Origin of the sequence: Novosphingobium sp. TCA1, assembly GCF_009811895.1 — a bacterium.
Lineage (GTDB): Bacteria > Pseudomonadota > Alphaproteobacteria > Sphingomonadales > Sphingomonadaceae > Novosphingobium > Novosphingobium panipatense_A.
The window spans coordinates 204,600-221,426 of record NZ_BLJH01000005.1; the positions used below are offsets into that span (position 1 = coordinate 204,600).

General features: G+C 65.0%; 20 protein-coding genes. 4 read left to right on the top strand and 16 right to left on the bottom strand.

The window, feature by feature from the left end:
- Nucleotides 1–106: 106 nt before the first annotated feature.
- The 4 genes from rpsO to NTCA1_RS08775 all read right to left on the bottom strand — a co-directional run bounded on the left by rpsO (nucleotide 107) and on the right by NTCA1_RS08775 (nucleotide 2,743).
- On the bottom strand, nucleotides 107–376 hold the full coding sequence (rpsO, locus tag NTCA1_RS08760) for a 30S ribosomal protein S15 (protein ID WP_021232261.1): 270 nt from the start codon (nucleotides 374–376) through the stop codon (nucleotides 107–109).
- Between the two features lie 5 nt (nucleotides 377–381).
- Entirely contained in the window at nucleotides 382–1,338 is a 957-nt protein-coding gene (gene truB / locus NTCA1_RS08765) for a tRNA pseudouridine(55) synthase TruB (protein ID WP_159830059.1), read from the bottom strand.
- Nucleotides 1,339–1,407: 69 nt separating this feature from the next.
- Entirely contained in the window at nucleotides 1,408–2,094 is a 687-nt protein-coding gene (locus NTCA1_RS08770) for a site-2 protease family protein (RefSeq protein WP_159830061.1), read from the bottom strand.
- Between the two features lie 58 nt (nucleotides 2,095–2,152).
- A complete protein-coding gene (locus tag NTCA1_RS08775; RefSeq protein ID WP_086490211.1) occupies nucleotides 2,153–2,743 on the bottom strand; it encodes a thymidine kinase in 591 nt (196 codons plus the stop codon).
- 228 nt (nucleotides 2,744–2,971) lie between these two features.
- Between NTCA1_RS08775 and NTCA1_RS08780 the strand changes: the two genes are divergently transcribed.
- The gene (locus NTCA1_RS08780; protein ID WP_159830062.1) at nucleotides 2,972–4,540 is read left to right on the top strand and encodes a DUF1963 domain-containing protein; all 1,569 of its coding nucleotides are present in this window, start codon (nucleotides 2,972–2,974) and stop codon (nucleotides 4,538–4,540) included.
- A gap of 28 nt (nucleotides 4,541–4,568) precedes the next feature.
- On the opposite strand, the gene rbfA is transcribed toward NTCA1_RS08780, so the two are convergent.
- Complete coding sequence (rbfA, locus tag NTCA1_RS08785) at nucleotides 4,569–4,961, bottom strand: 30S ribosome-binding factor RbfA (RefSeq protein ID WP_086490279.1); 393 nt, start codon at nucleotides 4,959–4,961, stop codon at nucleotides 4,569–4,571.
- A 121-nt stretch (nucleotides 4,962–5,082) separates the two neighbouring features.
- On the opposite strand from rbfA, the gene NTCA1_RS08790 reads away from it, so the two are divergent.
- Complete coding sequence (locus tag NTCA1_RS08790; RefSeq protein ID WP_159830063.1) at nucleotides 5,083–5,409, top strand: RcnB family protein; 327 nt, start codon at nucleotides 5,083–5,085, stop codon at nucleotides 5,407–5,409.
- Between the two features lie 56 nt (nucleotides 5,410–5,465).
- Here the strand turns inward: NTCA1_RS08790 and NTCA1_RS08795 are convergent, their stop codons facing one another.
- From NTCA1_RS08795 to pspF, 11 genes are all read right to left on the bottom strand, one after another.
- Nucleotides 5,466–5,999, bottom strand: coding sequence for a DUF1697 domain-containing protein (locus NTCA1_RS08795; protein WP_159830064.1), 534 nt, complete (start codon nucleotides 5,997–5,999; stop codon nucleotides 5,466–5,468).
- Nucleotides 6,000–6,166: 167 nt separating this feature from the next.
- Nucleotides 6,167–6,268 (bottom strand): putative holin-like toxin, encoded by a 102-nt coding sequence (locus tag NTCA1_RS29120; RefSeq protein ID WP_346426700.1) that lies wholly within the window; start codon nucleotides 6,266–6,268, stop codon nucleotides 6,167–6,169.
- 157 nt (nucleotides 6,269–6,425) lie between these two features.
- Nucleotides 6,426–9,212 (bottom strand): translation initiation factor IF-2, encoded by a 2,787-nt coding sequence (infB, locus tag NTCA1_RS08800; protein WP_159830065.1) that lies wholly within the window; start codon nucleotides 9,210–9,212, stop codon nucleotides 6,426–6,428.
- Between the two features lie 23 nt (nucleotides 9,213–9,235).
- Complete coding sequence (locus NTCA1_RS08805) at nucleotides 9,236–9,964, bottom strand: DUF448 domain-containing protein (RefSeq protein ID WP_159830066.1); 729 nt, start codon at nucleotides 9,962–9,964, stop codon at nucleotides 9,236–9,238.
- Nucleotides 9,945–11,564 carry a transcription termination factor NusA gene (gene nusA / locus NTCA1_RS08810; RefSeq protein ID WP_086490217.1) on the bottom strand — a complete coding sequence of 540 codons (1,620 nt, stop codon included), beginning with the start codon at nucleotides 11,562–11,564 and terminating at the stop codon, nucleotides 9,945–9,947. The genes NTCA1_RS08805 and nusA overlap by 20 nt, the downstream gene beginning before the upstream one ends.
- A 3-nt stretch (nucleotides 11,565–11,567) precedes the next feature.
- Entirely contained in the window at nucleotides 11,568–12,128 is a 561-nt protein-coding gene (gene rimP, locus NTCA1_RS08815; RefSeq protein ID WP_159830067.1) for a ribosome maturation protein RimP, read from the bottom strand.
- A 415-nt stretch (nucleotides 12,129–12,543) separates the two neighbouring features.
- On the bottom strand, nucleotides 12,544–12,960 hold the full coding sequence (locus NTCA1_RS08820; RefSeq protein ID WP_133084318.1) for a JAB domain-containing protein: 417 nt from the start codon (nucleotides 12,958–12,960) through the stop codon (nucleotides 12,544–12,546).
- Complete coding sequence (locus NTCA1_RS08825) at nucleotides 12,903–13,394, bottom strand: hypothetical protein (protein ID WP_086490220.1); 492 nt, start codon at nucleotides 13,392–13,394, stop codon at nucleotides 12,903–12,905. Before NTCA1_RS08825 ends, NTCA1_RS08820 begins: the two co-directional genes overlap by 58 nt.
- Nucleotides 13,395–13,408: 14 nt before the next feature.
- Nucleotides 13,409–13,741: a hypothetical protein gene (locus tag NTCA1_RS08830; protein WP_236549188.1), complete on the bottom strand. Its 333-nt coding sequence runs from the start codon at nucleotides 13,739–13,741 to the stop codon at nucleotides 13,409–13,411.
- A 99-nt stretch (nucleotides 13,742–13,840) separates the two neighbouring features.
- Nucleotides 13,841–14,326: a helix-turn-helix transcriptional regulator gene (locus NTCA1_RS08835; RefSeq protein ID WP_236549189.1), complete on the bottom strand. Its 486-nt coding sequence runs from the start codon at nucleotides 14,324–14,326 to the stop codon at nucleotides 13,841–13,843.
- 171 nt (nucleotides 14,327–14,497) lie between these two features.
- Nucleotides 14,498–15,559, bottom strand: coding sequence for a phage shock protein operon transcriptional activator (gene pspF, locus NTCA1_RS08840; RefSeq protein ID WP_159830068.1), 1,062 nt, complete (start codon nucleotides 15,557–15,559; stop codon nucleotides 14,498–14,500).
- Between the two features lie 159 nt (nucleotides 15,560–15,718).
- Between pspF and NTCA1_RS08845 the strand changes: the two genes are divergently transcribed.
- Nucleotides 15,719–15,913, top strand: a complete 195-nt coding sequence (locus NTCA1_RS08845; protein ID WP_086490223.1) for a hypothetical protein — start codon at nucleotides 15,719–15,721, stop codon at nucleotides 15,911–15,913.
- Nucleotides 15,910–16,800 (top strand): phage shock protein PspA, encoded by an 891-nt coding sequence (gene pspA / locus NTCA1_RS08850; protein WP_236549190.1) that lies wholly within the window; start codon nucleotides 15,910–15,912, stop codon nucleotides 16,798–16,800. The genes NTCA1_RS08845 and pspA overlap by 4 nt, the downstream gene beginning before the upstream one ends.
- Nucleotides 16,801–16,827 lie beyond the last annotated feature (27 nt).

Below are 16,827 nucleotides of genomic sequence, written 5' to 3' on the forward strand. Positions count from 1 at the left end.
TCTCTTTCGTCGTCCGGGACGACGTGGCCTTATCACGCGGGCCCATTACCACATCGCGGGCCACAAATGCAAAACGGCCCGCCGAAGCGGGCCGTCTTCTCGGTTCTTACTTACGCAGACCGAGCTTCTGGATGAGGGCGTTGTAGCGCGCCACATCCTTCTTCTTCAGGTAGTCCAGCAGCGAGCGGCGCTTGTTGACCATGGCCAGCAGACCGCGACGCGAGTGGTTGTCCTTGTGGTGAGCCTTGAAGTGCTCGGTCAGGTTGCGGATGCGCTCGGTGAGGATCGCGACCTGAACTTCCGGGCTGCCCGTGTCGCCAGCGACGCGTGCGTTGTCCGAAATGATGTCCTGCTTCTTTTCAGCGGTAACCGACATGTACTCTACTCCGCGACATCCGATAAGTTGAATCCCCTGACGACGCGGGCTTCTCCGCCCGAAAGCTCCATAAGCGCGACGGGAGTGTTCCCTTCTCGCGCCCAATAGAGCCCGTCCTCCTGAGACAGTTCGGTCAGAACGCGGCCCTGACGGACCGCCCTTGCCTGCTCCGAACCGAGGTCGATGGCCGGGATGTCGTCCAGCCCCACCTCCAGTGGCAAGAGTATCTGTTCAAGCGGTGCGCCCTTGCCGATTTCGTTCAATTTGTCCAGCGAAATCGCGTGAGACAGGTCGAACGGACCCGCCTTTACGCGGCGTAGCATGGTGACATGACCCACCGTTCCAAGAGCGATGGCAATGTCACGCGCAAGGCTGCGAATATAGGTTCCTTTGGAAACTTTCACCCGCAATGTAACGTATTGCTCGCTAGCATCCCATTCGCCGACGAAGCCCTCGGCTAGATAATCCCATGCGAAAATCGTCACGCGGCGGGACTTGAGCTGCACGTCCTCCCCGGCTCTCGCCAAATCGTAGGCTCTCTCGCCATCGACCTTGATCGCTGAGTACGCAGGGGGGATCTGGTCGATCTCGCCCATGAAGCGCTCTTGCAAGATCGACTCAACTGCGCCGAAGCCCGGCTGGAAGTCGCTTGTAGCTACAACTTTGCCTTCGAGGTCCAGAGTATCGGTTTGCCGACCGAACTGAATCGTGAACTCGTAAATCTTGCTGGCATCGAGCATGCGCCCGGTCAGCTTGGTCGCCTCACCCAGCGCAACGGGCAGGATGCCGGTGGCCAGCGGATCCAGCGTGCCGCCGTGGCCGACCTTCACTTTCTTGCCGTAACCCGCCTCGCGCAAGTTGCGCTTCACGGCGGCGACGGCCTGGGTCGAGCCGAGGCCCAGCGGCTTGTCGAGGATGATCCACCCATGGGGCGCCGGGCGGGTTGCGGGTGCGGAAGTCATGTCCCTCCCCAAGTCGCCCCGCGCCGGTTTGTCAACGACGCTCCGGCATAGATACTTCCGGGGCGCGGCTCAGACGCCCGCCACCAGCTGCGCGAGCGCGAAATAGTGCCCGGTCGCCCACATCACCGGCGGCAGGACCAGCCTGCCGACGATCCCCCACTGCGGGAAGAAGTAGGGAACGACCAGCAGCAGCACGATCAGCAGCGGAAATCCGTAAGGGCGCAGCCGCGCATAGCCCTCGGCCCATCCACGCGGCAACACGCCCTCGACGATGTGCGACCCGTCGAACGGCGGGATCGGCAAGAGGTTGAACAGGGCGAGGAACACGTTGATCATGATGAAATTGCTGAAGTTCTTGGCGATGAACGTCAGCACTTCGCTTTCACCCGTCCCGGCGAAGCGCACCAGCAGCCCCAAAAGCACCGCGCCGATCGCAGCCAGTACGAGGTTGGAACCCGGCCCCGCCGCCGCGACGACCATCATGCCGCGCCGGGGATCGTGCAGACGCCAGCGATTGACCGGCACCGGCTTGGCCCATCCGAAGATCGGCGCGCCCGCCAGCGCTAGAAAGCCGGGCAGGATCACCGTTCCGAACGGATCGACATGGCGCAGCGGATTGAGCGAAAGGCGGCGCTGCTCCTGCGCGGTGGGATCGCCGAGCGCCAGCGCCGTCCAGCCATGCGACACTTCATGGAAGACGATGGCCAGGATCAGGGGAACGATGAGCGCCGCAGCGTCCAGCAGGGTCTGGTTCATGGCCGTGATCTAGGTGCGGGAAAGCCGCCGCGCAATGCGTTCGCCGCCACCCGGCCCTTCATCGCTCCATGGCCTCTCCGAAATGCTTGCGGCAGAGCGCGACATAGCGGTCGTTCCCGCCGATCTCGGTCTGTGCCCCTTCGCGCACCGCCGCGCCTGCCGCATCGACGCGCAAGTTCATCGTCGCCTTGCGGCCGCAGTGGCACACCGCCTTCAGCTCGATCAGCGCATCGGCAATGCCCAGAAGCACGGCCGATCCGGGAAAGAGTTCGCCCTGGAAATCAGTGCGCAGGCCGTAGCAGAGCACCGGAATGTTCTCCCGGTCGGCGACATGGGCGCATTGCCAGGCCTGCTGCGGCGTGAGGAACTGCGCTTCGTCCACCAGCAGGCAGGACAGCGGCTCCACCGCATGAACCGCACGAACCTGGGCGACGAGGTCGGTATCGGGGCGAAAACGGTGGGCGGGCGCGTGAAGGCCGATGCGGCTCTCGATCGCGAAATCGTCACCGCGCGCGCCGCTGCGATCGTCGATCCCAGCGGTCCACAACATCGTGCGCATGCCGCGTTCGTGATAGTTGAAATTCGCCTGCAGCAAAGTCGCCGATTTGCCGGCATTCATGCTGGCGTAGTAAAAATAGAGTTTAGCCATCGGAGTTGGGGATAACATGCCCGATCTTCGCCCGCACGGCATGCGGCGCGATTGTCCCCGCTTGAATGAAAGCGCCGGGCGTTATCTAATCCTCTCAGCCGTGGACGCGGCTTGAGTGGAAAGGGCCAGCACGACCGGGATCGATATCGCCCGCAGGAAAGAGCCCCGAAAGAACGGACCCTACGCCAGGCATCCTAGCCGGTGCCGACCTCAGGCATGGAGTTGGGCATGAAGAGATGGATCGCTCTGATCGTGATCATCGCGCTCGCGGGCGCTGCGGCCGGATATGTCATCGATGCCCCGTTCGCGCCGCTCGCCAGCGGAGCCTGGCGGCAGACCGCAGCCCTTCTGGACGATGCCGCGGCCTCGCTCGTCGCCCTCCTGGGATATGGCAGGGCGATCGCCGCGCCGCTGGTGATCGGCGCCGTGCTCTGCGTGCCGCTTCTGCTGATGGGACGAACGGGGACCGCAAGGCCGCTGCCCGGCCCCGTCTGGCGCCCCGAACCGCTGGCCGAAGACGAGGAAGCGCCTCCGGAAAGTCCTGCCGCAATCGATCCCGATGCACTGCTGCCCCGGCCGGTCGTGCTGGTACGCAAGGCCCGGTCGCGTTCGCGGGACTGGTTCGGCGATTCCAGCTGGCTTGGCGGATTGCCGAAGCTGGCGGGCATTCCCTGGCCGCGCGACCGCGACGGGGCGCCGCTGCCTTTCGCCGCCCAGATCGATCTTGCCGCGATCGCCGCCGCCTGCCCGGAAGCCCCGCTTCCCGCCGCCGGTTCGCTGGCATTCTTCGTGGGCACCGGCGCGGTCGTGCCCGTGCCTGCGGGAAACCACGAATTCTCCACGCCGCCCCCGCACCTGCCCCCCGCCTATGACGAAGGCGGCTTCCCGCTTCCCCGGCATGCCTCCCGGCTCAGCCACGATTTCTTTCCGTTCTGGCCGGTCGATGCCGTTGCCGTCCCCCTGCCCGAAGACCTGCGCGATCCCCATGAACTGGGTAACGAGGAAGCGGTCGAGAATGCCGTGACGGCCTGGCTGGGCACGCGCTATCCGCTGCGCGCCGGGCCGCTCGAAGTGCAGGAACCGGTCGAGCGCGTCTGGTGGCACGGCGCGATCCACCTCGCCAGACTGTTCCATGTCGCCCTGGACGAGGCTTCGCGGCTGATCGAAAAGCGCGCGGCGCGAACCGGCGGCGCAAGAGGCGATGTCGAGCTACTCGGCGCCGATCCTGCCACCACGCCGCTACGCCTCGAAGCCGCACAGCGCGCCTTCGACCGCGAGGACGCCCGGCTGCTGGCCTGCAAGGCCCAGCATGCCGCTCTCGTCCAGGTGGTCGAGGCGATGGACGGCTTCACCGCCGATCGCGATCCCTGGACGCCGCTTGCAAACGAGGAACTCGGCGTGCTGCGCGACGTCATCGCCCACGTCAACCGGGACTGCGCGGATCTGGTGCGCCATCACGCACCGGAAACGATCGCCCAACTGGCCGCCTTCTCCTTGCGCGCCATGGTGTCCGGCCCGCCGGAGGCGCTGGCGCAAGTCTCCGACGCCGAACTGGCGCGGATCAATGCGGGCTACCGGCTCGCCAACCGCCACCAGCACGAGGTCTTCGGTCCCGGCGGCAGCAGCCGCGCCGCGCATGACGACCATCGCGGTGACATCCTGCTGCTGCAGCTCGCCTATGACGACATGATGGAATGGAACTGGGGCGAAATGGGCCTCTACCAGTTCTGGATCAGCCCCGCCGATCTCGCCGCGAGGCGCTGGGACCGGGTTTCCCTGACCTTCGAGGAAGGCTGACCCGGCCGCGCGCGCGCCCGGCAGCCGATCACTCGTCCAGATCGCGCTTTACGCGGGGATCGTTGAGCAGGGCATCGATACGGCTGGCCTCGTCGAAAGTCTCGTCGGGGCGGAACCGGATCCTGGCGGCGAACTTCAGCTTCAGCCGCTGGGCGACTTCACGCTGGAAGAAAGCCGTATGCGTGCGCAGCGCCTTGAGCACGACTTCCTCGTCCTCGCCCAGCAGCGGCTTCACGTAGACCGTGGCCATGCGCAAGTCCGGCGTCATGCGCACTTCGGTGACCGACACCGAATGGGCGCTGAGCGTGTCGTCGTGGACCTGCTGGCGGGTGAGAATCTCGGAGAGGACGTGGCGCACCTGCTCACCCACCTTCAGAAGGCGGACGGAGTGCTGCTCGGGCGTGACTTGCTGGCGTACCATGGCTTGTTCCATGTGGGCGGACGACGACAATTTGCAACAATTGATTACGGCTCCGGCGTCTCTTTCTGTGGTTTAGGCTCGGCAACCAACCAGCAACAGATGCTTCAAGGAGCCTTCGAGAATGAGGAAATTCACCGCCACCCTGCTCGCCGCCGCGCTGATCGCGCCTGTCGTAGCCGCGCCCGCAATGGCCGCACCCGGCCATTCGCAAGGCCCGAGCCATGCCCAGAATCAGCGCCAGCAGGCCAGCAAGGGCCCGCAGTTCCGCAAGGGCGAGAAGTTCGATCGCAGCCGCGCCACCCATTATCAGGTCGTCGATTATCGCAAGTACCGCAATGTGAAGGCGCCGCCGAAGGGCTATCACTACGTCCGTTCGGGCAACGACCTGCTGCTCGTCGGCCTGACCAGCGGCATCGTCGCCGCCGTGACCTCGGGCATGTTCCGCTGAAGCTGACGCAGGACTGAGATGAGGGTGAGGTGCTTGGCGGGGCACCTCACCCTTTTTCACATCTTCTGGACGATCCGCGCCAGCGATCGCACGTTGCGCGCCGTGCCCCGGAAGCCCAGGCGCTTCTCGATGAAGTCCATGGTCAGGAGGCTCTGACCCATGGGCGCGGCGAAATCGACGAAGAGGCTCCGCGCGCCGAGCGCCAGCCTTTCCATGCCCACCCGTCCGTGATCGGCCACAAGGCGATCGAACTGTTCCGCAGAAGGCTGGCTGGCCAGCAGCACCGTATGAACGAACGTGTCGCCGCTCTCGCCCGCGAAAGGGTTCTCCTCCACGGCGGCCCGGATTTCCTCGCGGGTCCTGACGGCCACGAAAGTCTTCATCTCGAAACGGTCGCGCATCAGGTAGGCCAGCAGGTCTTCCAGACCCTCGCTCGGCCGTTCCTCATAGTCGAACAGGACATTGCCGCTGGAAATCACCGTCTCGGCATTCCCCAGTTCCTCGCGCTCGAAAGCATAGCGCAAGTCCGCCATCGACAGGCGATCGCCGCGAACGGTCATGGATTCGAAAAAGGCGCAATAGCGGGTCATCTTGAAAATTCCGGCTGGTGAAGTATGATCGGCCTACCACGGTAGACGTTTTTCACATCACCGTCCGGGCCTGGGTGTTGCAGCATCCGGGCCCGTTTTCTTGCTGGACATGGGCATTATCGGAGACTGACGTTGCAGCGCCAGCCTCCTTACCGACTATCGGCGCCTTACCGGCGGTTCAGCTCGATGAGCTTCACGACCAGTTGCAGAAGCGCGACCAGAAAGGTCGCAGCGCCGAGAACCAGCATTACCACGATTTCCGTGCTCACATGACATCACCGTCGTTTCCGTCGCCGTTGCGACGGGAAAGCCATAGACGCGCGATCACACGGAATTCTGGTTAAATTCGTGACATCTGACCAAACGAAGAAGGCCACCGCCGGATTGCTCCGGCGATGGCCCTTCGTTCGTGTTGGAGCGGCAGCCTTAGCCGACGGTACGCTCGCGGTGGCTGACTTCGAAGACTTCGAGGTGGTCGCCCGCCTTGATGTCGTTCGTGTCGGCCAGCACCACGCCGCATTCCAGACCCGCGCGCACTTCGTCCACGTCGTCCTTGAACCGGCGCAGCGACGAGATGGTCGTGGCCGAAACGATGACGTCGTTGCGGGTGAGACGTGCGCTGAGACCCTTGCGGATGTAGCCTTCGATCACCAGCAGACCTGCCGCCTTGTCGCGCTTGCCGGCCGGGAAGACCTGCTTGACTTCGGCGCGGCCGACGACGGTTTCGATCCGCTCGGGGCCCCAGATGCCAGCCATCTGCTTCGCGACCTCTGCGGTCAGCTCGTAGATGACGTCGTAATACATCATCGGCGTCTTGGTCTTCTCGATCTGCTCGCGCGCCTTGGCGTTCGGGCGGACGTTGAAGCCCACGATCGGCGCACCCGAGGCCGAAGCCAGGGCCACGTCGGTTTCGGTGATGGCACCGACGCCCGAGTGCAGGATGCGGACCTTGATCTCGTCGTTCGAGAGGGCGTGGAGCGCCGAGTTGATCGCTTCCACCGAACCCTGCACGTCCGCCTTGACCACCACCGGGTACTCGATGACGTTCTGCTTGGCGGCGAGCGCCGAGAACATCGTGTCGAGGCTGGCGGGTGCCGTTGCCGTACGCTTGGCGGTCGCCTGTTCCTGACGGTAGGACGACACTTCGCGGGCGCGCTGTTCGCTTTCCACCACGGTCAGCAGATCACCGGCCATCGGCACGCCGCCGATACCGAGGACTTCCACCGGCATCGAGGGCGGAGCCGCCTTCACCTGGCGGCCCTTGTCGTCGAGCATGGCGCGCACGCGGCCGCTCTCGGTGCCGACGACGAGGATGTCGCCGACCTTCAGGGTGCCGCGGTTAACCAGCACGGTCGCCAGCGGGCCCTTGCCCTTGTCGAGCTTGGCTTCGATCACGGTCGCCTCGGCCTCGCGGTCGGGGTTGGCCTTCAGTTCCATCAGTTCGGCCTGGAGCAGGATCTTCTCGATCAGCTCGTCGAGACCGGCGCCGGTCTTGGCCGAGACTTCCACGTCCTGGACGTCGCCCGACATGGCTTCGACGATGACTTCGTGCTCCAGCAGGCGCTCGCGCACCTTCTGCGGGTTGGCCTCGTGCTTGTCCATCTTGTTGATGGCCACGATCATGGGGACGCCTGCGGCCTTGGTGTGATTGATGGCCTCGATCGTCTGCGGCATGATGCCGTCGTCGGCGGCGACCACCAGGATCACGATGTCGGTCACGTTGGCACCGCGCATACGCATCTGCGTGAAGGCGGCGTGGCCCGGCGTATCAAGGAAGGTGACGAGATCGCCGCCCTTGGTCTTGATCTGATAGGCGCCCATGTGCTGCGTGATGCCGCCGGCTTCGCCCCGCACCACGTCGGTGCCGCGCAGGGCATCGAGCAGCGAGGTCTTGCCGTGGTCGACGTGGCCCATGATGGCGACGACCGGGGGACGCGGCTTCAGGGTTTCGGGTGCATCGACGTCGGTCGAGGTATCGATGTCGACGTCGCTTTCCGAAACGCGCTGGATGTTGTGGCCGAATTCGGTGACGAGCAGTTCGGCGGTATCCTGGTCGATCGTCTGGTTGACGGTGACCATCATGCCCATCTTGAACATCGCCTTCACCAGGTCGGCGCCCTTTTCGGCCATGCGGTTCGCCAGTTCCTGGACGGTGATCGCCTCGGGGACGATCACGTCGCGAACCTGCTTCTCGCGCTGCTGGGTCTGGCCGCCGAAGTGCGCGCGGCGTTCCTTCTCGCGAGCACGCTTGAGCGCGGCGAGCGAACGGGCACGTGCGCCCTCGTCGTCGTTGAGCGCACGGTTGACCGTGAGCTTGCCCGACTGGCGACGGTCGCCGCCCTTGCGGTCACGCTCGGGCGTGCTGCGCGGCGGCGGCGCGCCCTTCTTGGCAGCGGCCGGAGCCTTGGGCGCGGCGGAACCGCCGGTGTTGGACGTTCCCGCATTGCCACCGGCAGCGGCAGCCTCGGGCTTGCGCGCGGGCTGAGGACGCGCAACCGGCGTGAAGCGGCGCGGCGCAGGTGCCGGAGCGGCAACCGGAGCAGGCTTGGCCGCTTCGGGCGCCTTGGCGACTGGCGCGCCCGGGGTTGCGACCGGAGCCTCTGCCGGAGCAGCGGCCTGCGCGCCGGTATCGGCCGCAGGTGCCTCTGCGACAGGTGCCGTAGCCGGCGCTTCCTGAGCGGGAGCAGCGGCCGGAGCCTCCGCTTCCTGGGTAGCCTGAACCTCGGCCTCACGGGCCTTGGCGGCTTCCTCTTCGGCACGCTTGCTTTCCTGGGCGCGATTTTCCTCGGCGCGGCGCTTCTCTTCCTCGAGAGCGCGCACCTTTTCCTCATGCTCGCGGCGATTCGCTTCTTCGAGCGCGGCGAGTCGGGCTTCCTCGGCCTCGCGCTGAAGACGGGCGACTCGCTCCTGCGGCGTCTCGTTCGAAGGGATCGGACGACGCGCAGGGGCTGGCGGCGGCGCGGCGCGCTGTGCTGCGGGCTGCTGCGCGGGCTGGGGTGCCGCCTGCGGCGCGGCGGCCTGCGGGGCGGCTTCCGGGGCCTCGACAGCGCCTTCCGAGCCCGGCTTGCCGAGCACCTTGCGGCGCTTCACCTCGACCACCACCTTATTGGTGCGGCCGTGGCTGAAGGTCTGCTTGACCTCACCGGCTTCCACGGAACGCTTAAGCCCCAAAGGCTTGCGGCCCAGTGTCGGTTTGTTGTCGGTCTCGCTCATATCTCTCGTCGTGCCCTTCGATCTCAATTCGTCGCCACCGGCGCAGCGCGATGCGCCGGTCCGGTGCCACCATCCATACCGTCCCCGTCCGTCTCGGCACGGGGTTGCCCCTGGAAATGCAAAAGGCGCTGCAACTGTGCAGCGACTCGGTTTGCCGAGCCGCGATCATTCAGCGCCAGGTGAACGACGTTGTCGCGGCCCAATGCCACAGACAGCGTCTCCCGGTCCAGAGGCAAGCGTATGCCCTTCAGACCGCTTCCTTCCGCCTCGCTCCCGACTCTCCAGGCCTGGTCGAGCTTGCGCGAGCCGTCTTCGCTCGCATCGGCGGCATGGGCAAGCCATGTGACCCGGCCTTCCCGCGCGTTCTGCGCGATCCGGTCGGAACCCATGAGAAGCTTGCCCGATTTCAGTTCGAGGCCCAGCCGGTCGGTCAATGCGCGGATAAGCGCCTGTTCGATCCGTTCGGCGAGGTCTTCGGGGATCGTGAGCGCGGCCCCTTTGTAGGCGCGCGCCAGTGATCCCTTAAGTTTGCCCTTCTCGAGCGATTTTTCAAGTGTCTCGCGAGAAACACCGATCCACGCGCCGCGCCCGGGAGCACGCGCGTGAATGTCGGGAAGGACCAATCCGTCCGGCGAGATCGCCAGACGGATGTAGTCTTCACGCGCACCGGTCTCCCCGGAAAGGATGCATTTCCTTTCCGGCCCGGTGCCTTCGATGTCGGCGCTTACGCGATCATTGCGAGGATTCCGCATCGGCGGCCTCCTCGGTTGCCGGTTCGTCTTCGAACCAGTGGGCGCGGGCAGCCATGATGATCTCGTTACCCTGTTCTTCGTTCAGGCCGTACTCGCCGAGCACACCGCCCTTGTCCTCGTCGCGGGCGCGCTTGTTCACCGAACCGTCGCGGCGACGCTGCTCGGAGCGCTTCTTGGCGATCAGCTCGTCGGTGGCGAGGTCGGCCAGATCGTCGAGCGTCTTGATGCCCGCCTTGCCGAGCACCACCAGCATGGCTTCGGTCAGGTGCGGCAGTTCGGCCAGGCCGTCCTCGACGCCGAGCGCACGGCGTTCCTCGCGGCTCGCTTCCTCGCGGCGATCGAGCGCTTCCTGGGCGCGGCTCTGGAGTTCCTCGGCGAGCTCCTCGTCGAAGCCTTCGATCGCGGCCAGTTCGGTCGCGTCGATATAGGCGACTTCCTCAAGCTCGCTGAAGCCTTCGGCCACCAGCAGCTGCGAGAGGGTCTCGTCGACGTCCAGCTCTTCCTCGAACATCTTCGAGCGCTCGGTGAATTCCTTCTGGCGCTTCTCCGAAGCCTCGGCCTCGGTCATGATGTCGATCTGCGAGGCGGTCAGCTGCGAGGCAAGGCGCACGTTCTGGCCGCGGCGGCCGATGGCCAGCGACAGCTGGTCGTCCGGCACGACGACTTCGATGCGGCTTTCTTCCTCGTCGATGACGACGCGGCTGACGGTCGCGGGCTGGAGCGCGTTGACCACGAAGGTCGCGGTGTCTTCGCTCCAGGGGATGATGTCGATCTTCTCGCCCTGCAGTTCCTGCACGACGGCCTGAACGCGGCTGCCCTTCATGCCGACGCAGGCGCCGACCGGGTCGATCGAGTGATCGTGGCTGATCACGCCGATCTTGGCGCGCGAGCCCGGATCGCGGGCGGCGGCCTTGATCTCGATCACGCCGTCGTAGATTTCGGGAACTTCCTGCGCGAAGAGCTTCTTCATGAAGTCCGGGTGGGCGCGCGAAAGGAAGATCTGCGGACCGCGGTTCTGGCGCTCGACGCGCAGGACCAGCGCGCGGACGCGCTCGCCGACGCGGGCGGCTTCGCGCGGGATCTGCTGGTCTCGGCGGATCACGCCCTCGGCACGGCCGAGATTGACGATCACGTGGCCGAATTCGACCGACTTGATCACACCGGTGATCACTTCACCGGCGCGGTCCTTGAATTCTTCGTACTGACGGTCGCGCTCGGCATCGCGGACCTTCTGGAAGATCACCTGCTTGGCCGACTGCGCGTCGATGCGGCCGAGGTCCACCGGGGGCAGTGGATCGACGATGAAGTCGCCGAGCTGGGCGCCCTTCTGGAGCTTTTCGGCCTGCTTGAGATCGACCTGCTTGAAGTAGTCCTCGACATGCTCGACCACTTCGACGACGCGCCACAGGCGCAAGTCGCCGGTACGCGGATCGAGCTTGGCGCGAATGTCGTTTTCCGCACCGTAGCGGTTGCGGGCCGACTTCTGGATCGCTTCTTCCATCGCCTCGATGACGATCGACTTGTCGATCATCTTCTCCGAAGCGACGGAGTTCGCGATCGCGAGCAGCTCGGCGCGGTTGGCGGAAATCGCACTGGCCATGGCTTAGTCTTCCTGTTCCTCGACAATCTCGTCGGCCCCGCTGTCATCGAGCGGGCGGGTTGCGGCGATCAGCTTGTCCGTGAGGACCAGCCTTGCGGAATGAATGATGTCCAGCGGGAACGTGACCCGGCCGGACTTCTTGTCGTCGACCGTGACCTGATCGCCGTCGATGCCGACAAGATCACCGGTCAGTCCCTTGCGGTTGCCGTCGACCGGCTCGGTCAGGTTCACCTTGACCTCGTGCCCGGCCCAGTTAGCATAGTCCTTCGGACGGGTCAGCGGACGGTCGATGCCTGGCGAGCTGACTTCGAGGCGATAGGCCTCCTCGACCAGCGTTTCACCGGCTTCTTCCAGAGCGTCCATGCGGTCGGAAATGCGGTGCGAGAGCTTCACGCAGTCATCGAGCACGAGCTGGCCCGTCGCCGGATTCTCGGCCATGATCTGAAGCGCGATCTCATCGTCGCCGACTTCGCTCTTGCCGAAGATTCGCACGCGCACCAGATCGAATCCAAGAGCCTTGACCTCGGGTTCGATGACTTCGGTAATGCGCGCAATGTCGGCCAAGCCGTATCTCCGGTAAAAATCGAGCAATTTGGCAACGCAGTTTCGCGCCGGCCCCTTCCGGCGCCAGCCCGAACCTTGTTTCACCAATGTCGGGATGAGGCGCAGATAAGCGCATCGCCGGTAAATTGCAAGAGAGAGGTTTTGGCTGAACCCGGCGGTTAGGCGAAAGCGGGTGAGTCTTTAGTTAGGTGCGCTCGTCACATCCGTGACGAGCTTGCGGCACCAGCCCACGCCCCCACCCGACCTCCCACAACGGTGTATCCTGGATGGGAGGTCGGGTGGGGGCGTGGGCTGGTGCCGCTTCCGGGCGTTAGCCCGGATAAAAAAATGCAGGCCGGGCGAGTGTTCGGGTGGGGGGGGGCTCGCCCGGCCTGCGTCCAGCGGGGGGAGGGCCGCCCGCCGGTAAGTTATAAAGTCACGCCGCAGCGCGACTCATCAGCCCGGCCCGTCGCATGGAGACCGCGCTGCGTCCTCCGACCACGATGTGGTCAAGGAGCTCGATTCGCGCCGCCTCGCACAAGGCGGACAGTCGGCGCGTGGCGATCACGTCCGCCCGGCTGGGCAGCGGATCGCCGGAAGGGTGGTTGTGCACGAGCATCAGGCCTGCGGCCTTCTGCTTCAGCGCACGTTGCAGGAGCGGCGCGTATCCGGCGCGGATCGCGGCGACGCCGCCGGTGGTGCAAGTCACCTGCCCGGCCAGTCGCCCCTCCGCATCGAAGGGCAGTTCCAGCATCACTTCACATCGCAGGCACCCGAGGTGGGTGACCAGCGTCTCTAGAAGGCGGCGGGAGAGCGGCCGGATGCGACTGCAACCCGGGACCAGTCCTGCCATGAGGGATCGTTGCCAAGCCGCCGCTTGCGCGAGACGTGCAGTATCGTGCCGACAACGATCGCCATAAGCGCCAGGAACGTGGGCGTGCCCCGCATCACCGCGTAGACGATCGGCGGAATGTCGATATCCGCCCAGCGGGCGAAATGCGCGCTCAGGCTCAAGAGCTGCAACGAGGTTGCCCATAGAGGCCATATCCTTCGCGCCTGGAGGGCAAGGAAGCCGAAGCCGACCGTCCCCACCACATCGGTCATCAGCGAAAGCGGATCGACACTGGTGAAACCGCTGGGGAACAGGCTTTCTCCGCCGACTTGCAGCAGGACCATCGCCAGGATGATCGCCGCGCCCCAGCGTTCGGGTGCGCCGCCCTGCCAGAACGCCAGCGATACCGCGACGATCAGCAGCAGGAAGAAAGCCGTCTGTTCCAGCGCACCCAAGCCCGCCTGCTCCTTCAGGCAGCCTCGACGAGCCGCTGCTCGCCCGCATCCGCGTCGAACAGCTCGGCCTTGTCGGGGCAGCGAACCGGAATATCCATGGTTTCGGCCAGCTTCGAGAGATCGCTATGCGCCCGCACGAGCTCGGAACGCGCCTCGATCAGGCTGCGCTGCATGGCCGCCACGCGCGCCATCGGGCGCTGGGTGCTATGGGCCTCGTCGACGATCGCGAGTCGGCCGCGCGCGATTTCCGCCATGAGTTCGCTGGCCTTGGCCAGAAGCTCGTCCATGTCGTTCTCTACCGACTGGATGCTCCGGGTGATCCGCATTCCGACGATATCGGGAGTCATGTTGTCGCCCTCCAGGTCATTCACCGGCGCGGCCCTGGGCCGGCACCGAAAAAATCAGACATCGAAGGCATTTCCGAAAAATCCAAAGGACCGGCTGCTCTAGAGGAGTTTTCCAAGTGTCTCGGCGATCGCCAGGGTAGCCGCGAGGGTTACCGCCATGGTCAACGCCAGAAGAAAAACCGCCCCTACGCGCCCTGCCCTTCCGAACTTCGCATCGAATGCCTCCAGGCCCGACGGCTCGGCAATCCGGGTATCGAACCATTCCGGGTGCCGTGCCATGGGCCGTGCATCGGAAAGAACGAAGACGGGATCCACCGTCAGGTCCTGATCGACCTCTTCCCCCTCTTGCGACCCTGCGTCGATACGGGAAAAGCCATATGTGGGTTTGCCACATAGCTCCAGAAGCTGCCCGTAAAGGCGCGCGGTATCCTTGCGATTGAGCGTGCCCCACTTGTCGCGCACGGCATTGATGCGCTGGTCCACCGTGTTCGGCGCAATGCCGAGTTCACGGGCGATTTCCTTGGTGGTGCGGTGCATCAGCAGCAGGTCGAGCACTTCGACCTGCTTGGGCGTCAAGTTTTCCAACAACCCTGTTGCCTCGGAAATGTCGGCTATCTCTTGCACATCGGCCCTCATTCGCGCCTTCCGTGCCCTATAACGGCAAAACTCACTAGGGAAAATTGAAGGATAACCGAAAGAGGAATTTCCTGACCAGCCCTTTAATGCTTGTGGTTTACCAAGACTCGGTTGCGTCGACTAGGGCACAGAAGGTTTATGCCCTTCCGAAAGCCGGTGTTTCTTCATGCAGTGCCGCAACTGGTCATAGGAAAGCCCGATCGCGGCGGCGGCCCGGCGCTGGTTCCAGCGGTGCCGGTCAAGCGCATCGACCAGCAGGCCCCGCTCATAAGCCTCGACCGAAGCCCGCAGCCCTGCACCCGCTTCAGGCAGCGGGACCGGCTTCGACTGCTGGGGCATCGGATCCGCGCGAACACCATCTGGCCGCGGCGGAACCTCCGATCGAGCATCCGCAGGTCCGTCCTGCCGCCAGGGATTCTCGAAAGGATCGAAGACGATCTCGGCAATCGGGGCATGTTCGTTGGCCCAGCGATAGACCGCGCGCTCCACCACGTTGCGCAGTTCGCGGACGTTGCCCGGCCAGTCATGCGCTTCCAGAACGGCCATGGCTTCGCCCGTGAAGCCGGGCCAGGTATCCCACTCCAGTTCGGTCGCCATGCGCCGCCCGTAGTAGTCCGCCAGTTCGTAGACGTCGCCTTCCCGCGCGCGCAGCGGCGGCAGGTTGATGACCTCGAAGCTCAGTCGGTCGAGCAAGTCGGCGCGGAAGCGGCCTTCATCGGCCATGAGCGGCAAGTCCGCATTGGTCGCCGCCACCACGCGCACATCGACCTGCACCGGGCGCGAGGCCCCGATCCGGGCGATCTCGCCATATTCGATCGCGCGCAGCAAGCGTTCCTGCGCCGCCATCGACAGCGTGCCGAGTTCATCGAGAAAAAGCGTCCCCCGATCCGCTTCCTCGAACCGCCCGGCCCGCGCCCGCACCGCCCCGGTGAAGGCGCCCGCCTCATGCCCGAACAGTTCCGCCTCGATCAGGGTTTCGGGGAGCGCCGCGCAGTTCATGGTGATGAGCGGCTCCCCCCAGCGCGGGGAGAGATGGTGAAGGCGCTGGGCGATCAGTTCCTTGCCCGTCCCGCGCTCGCCGATGACCAGCACCGGGCGCCGCACCGAGGCCGCCCGGCTGGCGCGCTCCACGGCATCGAGGAAGGCGGTCGATTGACCGATGAACTGAACATCACGCTCCATTCCCAAATATTAGCGAATTTTCCCATTAATTGGCAATTCATCTTTTTAAGCCCTCCGCGTCAAACTGCTGAATTCGCGGAAATCCGCGACTTTCGAAATTTGGCACGCCCCTTGCGATGACATGGGCAAATTCACGAGATCCGACAGAGGAACACCACGATGTCCTTTCAGAACGCCAGCTTCGCAGCCCGCCATCAGAGCAAGCAGCCCGGCGCGTCCCGCGCACGCAGCAAGCTTGACTGGGCGATCATCGCCGCGGTGCTGGCGATGGGCACGCTCAACCTCGTCGCCATGAGCGACCGGATCGCACCCCCGGCCCACGCCGCGCCGGTCTGCGGAGCGCCGCTCCAGTGAGCAGGCTCGACGCGGAAATCGAAATCCTGCAAGGATCGGCGCAGGACGCCCAGGCCTTCCAGCCCGGACGCGCCCATTCGTTCCAGGCCGACCCGTTTCAGGCCGACCCGTTTCAGGCTGGCAATAGCGGCTCCTTCACTCAGGAACCCCGCTTCACGCAGGCCCGCAAGTTCAATCCCACCTCGATAAAAGGAAATGCCAGGATGGGTATCTTCTCCCGCACGCGCGACATCATCGCCGCCAACTTCAACGACATGTTGGACAAGGCGGAAGATCCCGGGAAGATGATCCGCCTCATCATCCTGGAGATGGAGGAAACCCTTGTCGAAGTGCGCACCAGCAGCGCGCGGACCATTGCCGACCAGAAGGAACTGCGCCGTCACGTCGGCAAGCTGGACCAGCTTCAGGCCGACTGGGGCGACAAGGCCCAGCTCGCGCTCAGCAAGGACCGCGAGGACCTGGCCCGCGCCGCCCTGCTCGAAAAGAAGAAGGCCGGTGACATGGCCGAGCAGCTTCGTAGCGAGATCGCCGTGCTCGACGATGCCCTGCGCGCTTACGAGGAGGACATCGAGAAGCTCCAGAACCGCCTGCGCGAGGCCCGCAGCCGCCAGTCCTCGATCGCCGCCCGCTTGCAGAGCGCCGAGAATCGGGTCAAGCTGCGCACCCTGCTGTCGAGCGAGCGCGTGGACGAGGCTCTGGTACGCTTCGACCAGCTCGAACGGCGCGTCGACTATGCCGAAGGCCGCGCCGAGGCGATGAGCCTGGGCGACAGTCGCCAGCCGACGCTCGCCGAGGAAATCGCCGCGCTCCAGGACGGCGACACGATCGATGCCGAACTTGCCGAAATGAAGCGCGCCATGAACGCGGGCAAGAACGGTTCGGAATAACAGCGGCGCACCTGGCATCCCGGCAGG

Bases quoted from the DNA above. Each gene is read 5' to 3' on its own strand.
- pspF (WP_159830068.1), bottom strand. From the start codon at position 15,559: ATGGAGCGTGATGTTCAGTTCATCGGTCAATCGACCGCCTTCCTCGAT.
- NTCA1_RS08805 (WP_159830066.1), bottom strand. From the start codon at position 9,964: ATGCGGAATCCTCGCAATGATCGCGTAAGCGCCGACATCGAAGGCACC.
- NTCA1_RS08770 (WP_159830061.1), bottom strand. From the start codon at position 2,094: ATGAACCAGACCCTGCTGGACGCTGCGGCGCTCATCGTTCCCCTGATC.
- NTCA1_RS08795 (WP_159830064.1), bottom strand. From the start codon at position 5,999: ATGACCCGCTATTGCGCCTTTTTCGAATCCATGACCGTTCGCGGCGAT.
- NTCA1_RS08790 (WP_159830063.1), top strand. From the start codon at position 5,083: ATGAGGAAATTCACCGCCACCCTGCTCGCCGCCGCGCTGATCGCGCCT.
- truB (WP_159830059.1), bottom strand. From the start codon at position 1,338: ATGACTTCCGCACCCGCAACCCGCCCGGCGCCCCATGGGTGGATCATC.
- NTCA1_RS08820 (WP_133084318.1), bottom strand. From the start codon at position 12,960: ATGGCAGGACTGGTCCCGGGTTGCAGTCGCATCCGGCCGCTCTCCCGC.
- infB (WP_159830065.1), bottom strand. From the start codon at position 9,212: ATGAGCGAGACCGACAACAAACCGACACTGGGCCGCAAGCCTTTGGGG.
- NTCA1_RS08845 (WP_086490223.1), top strand. From the start codon at position 15,719: ATGTCCTTTCAGAACGCCAGCTTCGCAGCCCGCCATCAGAGCAAGCAG.
- NTCA1_RS08830 (WP_236549188.1), bottom strand. From the start codon at position 13,741: ATGACTCCCGATATCGTCGGAATGCGGATCACCCGGAGCATCCAGTCG.
- rpsO (WP_021232261.1), bottom strand. From the start codon at position 376: ATGTCGGTTACCGCTGAAAAGAAGCAGGACATCATTTCGGACAACGCA.
- nusA (WP_086490217.1), bottom strand. From the start codon at position 11,564: ATGGCCAGTGCGATTTCCGCCAACCGCGCCGAGCTGCTCGCGATCGCG.
- NTCA1_RS08775 (WP_086490211.1), bottom strand. From the start codon at position 2,743: ATGGCTAAACTCTATTTTTACTACGCCAGCATGAATGCCGGCAAATCG.
- NTCA1_RS08780 (WP_159830062.1), top strand. From the start codon at position 2,972: ATGAAGAGATGGATCGCTCTGATCGTGATCATCGCGCTCGCGGGCGCT.
- rbfA (WP_086490279.1), bottom strand. From the start codon at position 4,961: ATGGTACGCCAGCAAGTCACGCCCGAGCAGCACTCCGTCCGCCTTCTG.